We start from the raw sequence: 10972 nt of genomic DNA on the forward strand, positions 1-10972 counted from the left end.
AAGGTAATTGATATGTTTAAGAAATTAGCCATTGCATCCATGGTGAGTATCGCGCTCTATGGTTGTGGCGCAGACGAACGCAGCTACGAAACCGTGCCACGAGCACAAGAGCAGATCACAACAAAATCCCTAGACACCGAATCCTTGTGGTTGTACATGCCATCAACAGGAGCAACCCCTCGTTACGCCACCACTCAGCGTGGCTTCTTTCAGGGAACCCCAAAATTAGTCAAACTTCGCTTCGATAAAAACAACGGTATTATTGCCGAAGAAGTAGATAGAGACACCATTCGACCAGGTGAAGACACACGCTACACCGATGTTATAAACCAAGCACCTGTTCTAAAAATCCCTGGGACATTCCAACAATACCGTTGTGCTGAAAACGCGTACGATGAATGTACGAACATCGAAGAATTAAACCAAGATGCCGATGTTAACTGGCAAAGCGCAACCCACTTTACGCCAGACTATTCTGGTATTCAGTCTCTTGCCGTAGACACCGTTGATTCATGGTATACCGCCGATAATGTCGACGAAACGGCGGATCCCCAAGTCACTCACTGGGAATTTGATCCATCCACAGGCACCATCAATGTTGAAGTGGAGCGCACCTTCACGGCCAGCGTCGATGACATGTATCAGTTTGGCAATAGTTTAGAAGACCTTTCATTTAAAACCCGTTTTTTCTATTCCTTAGTTAAGCTAGATACACTGACCAGCGACAATTACGAGACCATTCACTACCCAGGTCGAGACTCTTCTCGTTACGGTTTCTTTAATAATGAAAAAATAGAGCGATCAGAAACAGGGGAAATCGGAGTTCAAGGTCAAAAATTCCGATTACTAAATCGCTTCAACCCAGAAAAAGACAGCATCAAATATTACCTCAGTGACAGCTATTTTGATGAAGGAAGTGAACTGTTCCTAACTACAACGCTGGAAACCATCACTGAGATCAATCGAGTCCTCACTGATACTGGTGTGCCACCTATTGAAATCGTGAACCCAGATAAACCAGCTGGTATTCACACTGGCGACTTACGTCATAACGTTCTGAACTTAATCACCGATCCCGTTGATAGCGGCTTACTCGGTTATGGCCCATCCGCTACCAACCCACTAACGGGTGAAATCGTTCACGCTCACGTAAACCAATATGCTGGTGTTATTCGCACGGCTTCTAGAAAAATGTGGAACCAGCTCACCATGCATTATAACCGTGGTGAAATAGAACGCCCTGATGCATACCAACCAGCACCACCAGCCGCAGATGATGCCGAATCTGGTACAAATGAATCCGTGGTCAGCACGGGATTAGAAGGCATAGAAAATAGCTTTTTAGCGAAACACACGACCTCTATCCTTGCATCTGGCCCAATCACCGTTGCCAACGAGCCTCAATTTGTTAATGGTTCACCGCAATGGCTTTCTCCAGAGCAACAAAACAACACCAGCTTTAGTAAAGACATTGCCGCGCGCCAGCAACGTTTACACAGCCTAGCAGAGCAGAATGTATACGCCGAAGAATTCATGTGGGTGAGTACACAATCAAAAGGCTTGATCAGTGGCATTGATTACTTAGCAGGTGATTATTTTGATAACAGCCATCTTGATGTTAATTCAGATGACTATGAAACACTGGCAAATACCAAGCTTAAAAAATGGAGCAAATTAACCAAAGCACAACAAAGTGAAGTGAGTGATGCCATTTCTCAGCACATGTTCAAATCAACATTAGTGCACGAGCTTGGCCATAACCTAGGCTTACGTCATAACTTCATGGGCTCTGTCGATAAAGCCAACTTTTACCAGAAAGATGAAGTCGCCAGTTTTGGTTACGATAAAGTTCCAGCGTACAGCTCAGTCATGGATTATGGTGCTTCGATTTTTGATGAACTACCAACCTTTGGTAAATATGACATCGCCGCCCTACGCTTTGGCTATGGTCGTAAAATCGCATCAGAAAAACACGATCCAACCACAGACGAAACCACGACAGAGCTGCACAGCCTATCTGAGCTTGATAAAGAACTACAAGCCAATGCCCAAGCCTACCCACTTGGCACTATTGATCAGATGACAAAACAGCTAAAAGAAGATGCGCCAACCGCAGTCGTCAAATATTTTAACTACTGTACTGATGAAAATGTACGTAGCACAACCACGTGTAACCGTTTTGATGAAGGCACCAACATTCTAGAGCTTACCCGTTTTAGAATTCAAAAATATTGGGATAGCTACGATCAAGTTAACAAACGTGATGGCCGCGAGCAGTTCTATGAATACGAGCTACAAAACTACGCCTTCTCACGCTGGTATCAATTCAATGAAATCCGTTCTGTTGTAGAAGACTTGGGTGACATTGATTATCAACTGTCGCAACTAAAAGGCTCAGAAGACAGCTACGGGAAAAACGTCGCTAACTACTACACCGATAACTGTACCCGTACTTCACTACGCGACAGATTACCCGCTGGTGCACAAATGGTGTGTAATACTTTCGATGCCTCGCTAGAAGCAGCAGACTTTTTCGTCAAGGTTATGAGCACACCAGACAAAGTGTGTGAGCTGGAAATTACCCCATCAGGCTCACAGCCAATCACACGTTTTGTGGCACTATCTGATTTATGGAGCTCTTACGGCCCCGCCATGCAGCATAAAATAACGCTGCCAGAATCCTGTTTTGATGCTGATTTACTCGCGGCCGTGACAGGCGGCAGCGAAAAAATCAAAGTCATGTCAGAAACCCGTGACGGCCGCTCTTTCGCCAACATGCGAGCGAATAACCCTTACAACAACTCATCTACCGCTGTAGACCAATTCGGCATTTGGCCAGATAAATTGATCGCAGCACAAATGCTGGTAAAACGTGATGATTTTTATCGTGCACGTGACAAATCCAACATTGCCCTGCTCGATGTTTCAAGTACCTTAAGTGGCACACAAGGCACACCTCAAAAGATGAAAACTTACTTAGGCTATCTGGGCTTTGGTATGGACTCATTTGTGGATCCAATTTTTGTCGATGCTGATGGCAACCGCACAACTCCGGCCATGCCATACGTACCAGATGTTAAGCGTGCGATTGATGCTCCGCCGTACCTCTATGGCTTGAAGTCATTCTTCCAAATGTCAGACAGTACGGTAACGCCACTGTTCTCTGCGCTGCTTCATAACTTAGTCGCGTTTGGCCAAGCAGAAGAATATGGCCTTGCTGATAGCTCACAAGATTTGATCGACGACATTTCGTTAACCAAACCAGATAACTCTGTCGATAGCGAAGGCAGCGTAGAGTTTAGTTTAAAAACAAGAAACTACGTTGTAACACGCCGTAATGGCTTGGCCAAAAACATGGCAGAAAAAGCCCTACTGATTAATGGCAGAGAAGACGACTTAGCCAAGCTAGAAAATGCTAACTACCGTACTAAAAATAACCTGAAAGCAAGTGGCGTAAAAACACTGGATGATTACACCCTAATCATGCTTCGAGATCCAAATGCAGTTGCCTTATTAAAAGACGCTCCGCACTTTGAATCTCTGTTCCGAGCATCAGGCTTCCCTGTTCGAACGCCTGCGAAATTCACTTTCGACAGTGCTAAAAAATGTTATTCACCAGCAGACAATACGGCTCGTTGTCACAGCAAAGACAACTTATTTGCCGCTTGGAATGCGATTCGTAATAACAAAGACGAGCACCCTGAATATTTAGAGCAGCTGCTTTCTAGTGCCGATTTCTATGCTGGCTACATTGAAGATGCCATTAAAGAAACACCAGAAGATGCTGATATTTATGATATTGATCCTGAAACCATTTGGCTATGGGACTCAAGGCAATACATACAATATCGCTATGCGCTAGAGCAACTACCTGCCCTTTAATCTCTGCCCTTAAACACACCAAAGGCTGGACTCTATAATGAGCCAGCCTTTTTTCATAAGTAATAAATGTGTAAAAATATGTTGCTAAAAGTTCTAACTTATATACAAATAGCATGACTCGCAGTGAAGTATTTAGGAGTCCGGCAGTATGCGTTCAGCAAGTTCAGAGTATTTATTAGCAGCATTAAGAAGCGTTATCAAAACAAAAGGAAGAACCTACCGGGAACTTGCAGACAAGGTCGGCGTGCCCCTTTCTACCTTTAAACGTCATTTATACAGCCCAAATATTACTCTCGACCGCCTTTTAGATTACTGCCGAGAAACAGACACAACGTTAGATGAGTTACAAAAAATTGCGATTAAGTTACAGCATGATAACGAAAGCTTTTTTAGCCAAACCCAAGATGAAATTTTCTATAAGTTCCCTTACCTTTATGATTTTTATAGAGAAATAAGGCACATTCGTGGCTGTGATAGCCGTGAGTACATGAAAGAAAAATATGGCCTAGATGACGTATCTGTTTATGCCTATTTCCGAGCTCTAGAAATGCTCGGACTAGTGAAAATAACTGATGACAATAAAGTCAATTTGAACGGCCCGTTTTACTACCGCTTTGCTGATGGCTCAAAGCTCAGCTTTAAATATAAAGAGCTTTTAAAAGAACAAGCTCTCGATAACCCCAACTGCGTTCGTGTTGGGTTTTCACGCATGAACTTGAAAGAAAGCCAACTAGAGTCATTAAATAAATTACTCACACAAGAGATCCTCAAATACCACTCTGAGAACATGAAAAAAGGCGACAACAACGAAAATACACCACACAATGTTTTACTGTTTGTCACGCCACACGAACCTTTACAGTTTTCAGAAGGGATCCGTCTTTTACCCAATACGTTCTTACAGCAAGTGAAAGACAATATCTCTAGCTTAGAAGGTTCTACGTAAAATATAATTTTGATGCGTTCTAGGCTGCGCCTCTTAATTATTGGCTCCATCACCATTAGAAATGCTTAACTAAAACTTGCAATCAAAGTCTTCTGGGGGGTCACATTCAACTAAAGTGAGCTCCCCATGTTGATTCTTGTAATCTGTAATTTCATTGGTTTCAGATTGAGTAACGGCGGCGATCTGGCGTACTAAAAGCACCTCAGTATCCACACCAGGCAACGCTGATCTGGTAAAAGTATCGATTTCGCGACTGCCCATCGAACATGACAACGTACAATGTGTGAAACTTCGCTTTATTAGAGCTAGTGTCATACTTTAATCAAGTAAACATCACACTTTGCATAATTAGAGACTGAATTTGCTGTTGAACCAATTAATGCATTTATCCCTCTTCTCGAATGAGTACCAAGAATAATTAAATCCGCATGCTTCTTTTCGGCAAGATTGCATATTTGTTCATATGGCTTGCCAATTTTTACTGTTACATCCCCCTGATGGATCCCTAACGACGATGTGATGGACTCCATTTCAGGCAATGCTTTTTCTTTCAATTCTTTTTGATAATCTTTGGGGAGTAAAGTATATGGAATGATATGTGTGACGAGCAGTTTAGAGTTATGAAATTGTGCAAAGTTATAAGCTTTTGAAAGTATGTCTCTACCTTCATCACTAATTTCTATCCCGCAAACGATAGTTTTATACATAAGTATACCCTGCTCAATTTCCATAATTAATAAAATTATAATACTTAACCTGAACTTGGGGTAAGAAAGTCGATGAACAGTTAAAGTGATGCTCAGTGCTGCTATTTTGTCGGTTAGCCTTGCAACCACTTTACCGCTGACTGGTAATCATCGAATGACTTCATATCGCCAGAGACAAACCAACCTCCCACTTTTGCAGCTAACTCTTGCCAATTTTTATCGCCATAAATTGCAACCTTTTCAAATTGAAAGCCTAATTTTAGACCCAGCTGAAAATCATCCCAGGCAGCTCTGAGCTCCCACCCTGAAAACTCAGAAATGTCGACTAGCATCTTAATATTACTTGTACCTAAACCTTGTAAAGCTGACTCTAAAATGGGTGATACCAGTTTATAATCTTCATGAGTTAACTTACCAAAAGCTTTAAGCACAAGAACCGACTCTGATTCAATGCGCTCAACACCTATTGTGATGCCATGACGTTTGATACTCATAATGTCACCTTCTAAGTCAAAGAGCCCCTTCAAGTGTAGATAAATCAGAACTCAATACATAGCGACTATTCGCAAGGGTTTTACACTCCACTAAGTGAAGCATGAGTCGATGGTTCCATTGCGATTGTTTCTCTGACACTCGTATTATGAGTAGGCGCTCTTACATTCACTTCTTCTTTTAACATGGTCATGAACAAATCTACGTCCCCCATAAATACATATTGAGGCTTGTACTTTCGGTTTGAGCGATAGCTATCAAGCTCTGCCTTTAACTCATTCAATGTCATCGAAGACAAACAGCCGTTATAAAATTTGACCTTCTCTTCTCGGGTATTCACCTCGATAACACTGGCGTTTTGATAGATAACCGCCACTAACGCGAGAACTAAAAAGATAGCTACATATATCATTGCTTAATACACCTCTCTAGCGGCATTATTTTCAAACAAATAATGCCAAGTAAAATTATTGATGACTTTTGTTTGTGCTATCCTTAGCTGACCAAGTAATCCCCTACCAATCTATCTTTAACTAATGAGCAAACCTGCCCGAAGCTTTAACTCGTAATCCGACAACCAAAAGAGTGTTACATCTCTTACTGAATTCAGCCTGAACCACCGGACTGTATTTTTCATTAGCTCATCTAAAAAACAACGTGCATAAAAAGGTCGTTAAATAGATCTAATGTCTTACATTTGAAAAAGATAATAAAGAACACCGTACATTATTTCAACGGTGATTGATAAGAAAAAGTACACAAAAAGCCTAACCATCTGAAAGAAAATAATTTTTTAACACAATAAAACAGGCGGCTGAAATACAGCTATACATCTGCTTTTAACCCAGCCTCAGACACCATTATTCAAAGAGGAGCAACCGAAAAGAGAGAAGCTCAATGAGCTAAATATGGGCATTTTAAAGGGATGCCGCATAAAAAACGTCCAACGACAAGCCATAACCAGCTTGCTCACCACCTCTAACCCAAAGAAAGTACCAGAATCATAAAAGTTAATGAGTAATTTGAATTCTAAATAATTTATAATTATGACAATAAGATGCAGTTACGACAGACGCATCCCCAATAATAATGAAAGTAAGCAAAGTCCGTATTTCACAAAAAATACTCATCAAATGTTAATGAATGGCTTGATATAAGCAGTTTTTATTAAGGAATTACCCATGACACACATTGCATTTTTCAGCACAAAAGCATACGACGAAGCTTCGTTTGAAAAAGCGAAAGGGCTCAACGATGTTACCTATCACTTTTACGATTTCAGGCTCACCAAAAAAACAGCCAAGCTTGCTAAAGGCTGTGAGATTGTTTGCGCCTTCGTAAATGATGATCTATCACGCGACGTATTGGAACAACTGGCAGTACGAGGCATCAAAATGATCGTATTGCGCTGTGCTGGTTTTAACAATGTTGATTTAACCGCAGCCGAAGAATTTGGAATGCAGGTTGCGCGCGTGCCAGCCTATTCACCAGAAGCCATCGCTGAGCACGCGGTAGGCTTAATGATGACACTAAATCGTCGCTTCCATAAGGCTTATCAGCGTACACGCGATGCTAACTTTTCACTGGAAGGCTTGGTTGGTTTCAATTTTCATGGCAAAACCGCAGGCATCATCGGCAGTGGTAAAATTGGCTTGGCCACCATTAGAATTCTAAAAGGGTTAGGAATGAACGTACTGTGTTACGACCCTTACCCAAGCCAAGTGGCTATCGATCTTGGTGTTACATACTGCGAGCTAGACGAGCTACTCGGCCAATCAGACGTTGTTTCACTGCACTGCCCGATGACAAAAGAAAACTTTCATCTATTAGATGCCGATGCGTTTAATAAAATGAAAGATGGCGTCATGATCGTGAATACCAGCCGTGGTGAGCTGCTGGATTCCAGTGCGGCTATTGAAGCCCTCAAAAAAGGAAAAATCGGTTCGCTCGGGCTGGATGTTTACGACAATGAGAAAGAGCTTTTCTTCCAAGATAAGTCAAATGATGTGATTGTCGATGATGTTTTCCGCCGTTTATCAGCCTGCCATAACGTGATCTTCACAGGCCATCAGGCTTTCTTAACGGAAGATGCGCTGCATAACATCGCTGAAACCACACTTAACAACATCCAAGCTTATGTGGCTTCAAAACCAAACAGTAACTTTCTGTAACGTAAGCTAATTCATAAAAAGCCCCTAGTTCTGCTAGCGGGCTTCTTACACCATTTCTGCAAACTCATCTATAACTCAACGAGTTTATGCCCTCCCCTTCTGTTACAACAACACCTTTATGTTGCCTACAATTAGAGTAGATTTTTGAAAATTAGCTCTCACTTTAATTGACTAATAAATAGTCATTTTATTTATCACCAATTCGAAATGTGCTGACCTAACAGCTAACGGATGTAGAAATGAAAGGGACACAAGGCAACATAGACAGCCTTATTGCAGCTACCATTTTAGTACTGCTTTTTCTCCCAAACTATGTCAGCGGTAATGAGGTTTCGATTACCATTGCGACCATACCCAGTTCCAGCCCCGCCTTCCGCACAGACGGTAAGCATGTTCTGAAAAATAACCCAGGTTACCGCGCAGAACTATTGTATCAAGCAGGTAAGCACTGCAACGTGAACATCAAATTTTCGTTATTTCCCTGGAATCGAGTACTTAATTTAGTAAAGAATGGTGCCATTGACGCTGCTTTTTCTGCCAGCTACAAACCAGAGCGAGCCGTTTATGGTGCTTATCCAATGAAAAATGGAAAACCAGACACCGACAGAGCGATCAAAAAGTATGTCTATACCTTGTTCACGCATAAAGACAGCAACATAGGATTTAACGGAGAAACAATAACGGGAGAAAACCCAGTTCTGATTGTAGAAAGAGGCTCCATAGGCATAGACATAATGAAATCCTTTGATTTAGAGCCAAGGCAATTAGCCAGTCAAGAAGAGATTATAAAACTGATGGTTACCAAGCGAATTGACGGGATTATAGCCATCGAACACAACATTGAATCGGCAGTTAATCACCGTCCTGATTTTGCAAGCAAAATTAAAAAACACCAGCCTCCAATTTTAACAAACTATGGCTATGTTATGTTTTCGAAAAGCTTTTACCATAAAAATTCGCAGCTGGTTGAGTGCTTATGGAACTCAATAGGAAAAATCCACTCATCACCAGAATATAGAGAACGTATTCATTTTTATAGCAATAATCCTGAGTTCAGGTAATTTTCGTCCTATAAAGAACCAAAAGCTGTTTGGTATGAAATTTTAGATATTAAAAATATCACCTTTCTCACCACCCATTATGATTTATAATACCCCAAACCTATGCACCAAAGATCACATCAAGCATCTAAAATGAATACACCATCTTTTAATATAAAACTACGATTGTTTTTGCTTTGTTTTCCTCTACTTACTATTTCTAGTTCATTCGCCACAGAAAAGCCCATACCGTCAGAAACACCCAACACTCAGGTCAATAACGTCCGTGAAAATTTTTCATATGACGAGCTTAAAAAGTTAGCCAATCAGGATGATCCCATAGCACAAGCCAACCTCGGATTTATGTATAGTGAAGGCATCAGTATTCCTAAAAATGCAGAACTCGCCGTTTACTGGTTTTTACAAGCTGCAGAAAATGGCCACGCTGTATCTCAGTACAATTTGGCTTTAATGTATAGTAAAGGCGAAGGTGTTCCACTTAATGATAAGAAAGCTCTATATTGGTATGAAAAATCCGCAATACAGGGAGATCCCTACTCCCAATATAATTTAAGCTACATGTATAGAGTAGGAGAAGGTACACATGTAGATCTAAAAAAAGCATTGTACTGGGCTACTCAGGCTGCAAACCAGAATGATGTGAACGGACAAGTTAGCCTCGCAATATTTTATTTCAATGGTCAAGGTGTGCCCAAAGATTATAAAAAAGCGCTGCATTGGTTTACACAAGCAGCTCAGCAAGGAGACTCAACCGCACAAATTTACCTTGGCGTGATGCACAATAATGGACTAGGCGTAGTGACAAACCATCATCAAGCAATCAAGTGGTATATGAAAGCCGCCAAAGCTGGCCGTATAGAAGCACAATACAATATTGCTACTATGTATAAAAACGGTGAAGGGGTCGAAAAAGACTATATCACTTCATATGCTTGGTATGCTTTAGCTTCTGAGCAAGGATATACACAACCACTCGAACAACTCAATATTATAAGCCAGTACCTAACAAAAGATGAACAACTAAAAGCACAGAAGCTGGCTGAAGAGTTAAGAGCTTTATTGGAACAATGCCACTAGGACCAGCCTAAGCTGATCCTAGTGGAAAAGTAGAGAGTTTCTCTCAGTAAAAATAGCAGTAAATTAACACTGCTATTTATATACTGAATTACACTATTTTTTATAATATGAAATCATAGAATGAATAATAATCACTGGGCATAACAGGTAAAATAAAACTAATAGAAGCACTCCAATAGTAAAGCCAAATCCTGACAAATGTAATAATACCCCCTCAATAGTATAATAGAGATACATTACCAAAAACAATGGTGCTATATATTTCACTCTGTTGTAGTTACGTAATGAAAAAAACATAACTACAGACATTCCAAAATAAAGCACTACCATCAGAATTTCGGAAAAATCAACCTTATCCTGAATTAGAATAGGGAATGCGATAAAAACAAGGCAAAATATTAAAAATAACACCTCATAAGTTCTAATCATGATTTTCATAACAAGTTAATATACCTTTCTACACTTAGTTCTTTCATTTTCTATATTTAACAAGGTTCGTGGAGAATCACGATTAATCCACCATGCTAACCTTAATTCATAATGACTATTGACGAAGAAATATCTCTTAATCTTCTACTATAACTTTAACAAAGTTCCATATACATACTTTCTTATTCTTAACTAAAACATGATGTA

At 40.6% G+C, this 10972-nt stretch carries 8 protein-coding genes; 5 read left to right on the forward strand and 3 right to left on the reverse strand.

Annotation, left to right across the window (positions count from 1 at the left end; translation table 11 throughout):
- Positions 1–12 precede the first annotated feature (12 nt).
- On the forward strand, positions 13–3882 hold the full coding sequence (locus tag MHO82_RS06625; RefSeq protein WP_239183083.1) for a zinc-dependent metalloprotease: 3870 nt from the start codon (positions 13–15) through the stop codon (positions 3880–3882).
- 148 nt (positions 3883–4030) lie between these two features.
- Positions 4031–4828, forward strand: coding sequence for a helix-turn-helix transcriptional regulator (locus MHO82_RS06630; protein WP_239183084.1), 798 nt, complete (start codon positions 4031–4033; stop codon positions 4826–4828).
- 311 nt (positions 4829–5139) lie between these two features.
- On the opposite strand, the gene MHO82_RS06635 is transcribed toward MHO82_RS06630, so the two are convergent.
- The 3 genes from MHO82_RS06635 to MHO82_RS06645 form a co-directional block, all read right to left on the reverse strand.
- The gene (locus MHO82_RS06635; RefSeq protein WP_239183085.1) at positions 5140–5535 is read right to left on the reverse strand and encodes a universal stress protein; all 396 of its coding nucleotides are present in this window, start codon (positions 5533–5535) and stop codon (positions 5140–5142) included.
- A gap of 113 nt (positions 5536–5648) precedes the next feature.
- On the reverse strand, positions 5649–6029 hold the full coding sequence (locus MHO82_RS06640; RefSeq protein WP_239183086.1) for an STAS/SEC14 domain-containing protein: 381 nt from the start codon (positions 6027–6029) through the stop codon (positions 5649–5651).
- Positions 6030–6109: 80 nt separating this feature from the next.
- Complete coding sequence (locus MHO82_RS06645; RefSeq protein WP_239183087.1) at positions 6110–6439, reverse strand: hypothetical protein; 330 nt, start codon at positions 6437–6439, stop codon at positions 6110–6112.
- 769 nt (positions 6440–7208) lie between these two features.
- On the opposite strand from MHO82_RS06645, the gene MHO82_RS06650 reads away from it, so the two are divergent.
- The 3 genes from MHO82_RS06650 (at position 7209) to MHO82_RS06660 (ending at position 10336) form a co-directional block, all read left to right on the forward strand.
- Positions 7209–8198: a 2-hydroxyacid dehydrogenase gene (locus tag MHO82_RS06650; RefSeq protein ID WP_239183088.1), complete on the forward strand. Its 990-nt coding sequence runs from the start codon at positions 7209–7211 to the stop codon at positions 8196–8198.
- Between the two features lie 239 nt (positions 8199–8437).
- On the forward strand, positions 8438–9259 hold the full coding sequence (locus MHO82_RS06655) for a transporter substrate-binding domain-containing protein (RefSeq protein WP_239183089.1): 822 nt from the start codon (positions 8438–8440) through the stop codon (positions 9257–9259).
- Positions 9260–9391: 132 nt separating this feature from the next.
- Entirely contained in the window at positions 9392–10336 is a 945-nt protein-coding gene (locus tag MHO82_RS06660) for a tetratricopeptide repeat protein (protein ID WP_239183090.1), read from the forward strand.
- The last annotated feature ends 636 nt before the right edge of the window (positions 10337–10972 follow it).

It is taken from the genome of Vibrio sp. Of7-15 (assembly GCF_022347565.1).
Taxonomy (GTDB): Bacteria; Pseudomonadota; Gammaproteobacteria; order Enterobacterales; family Vibrionaceae; genus NORP241.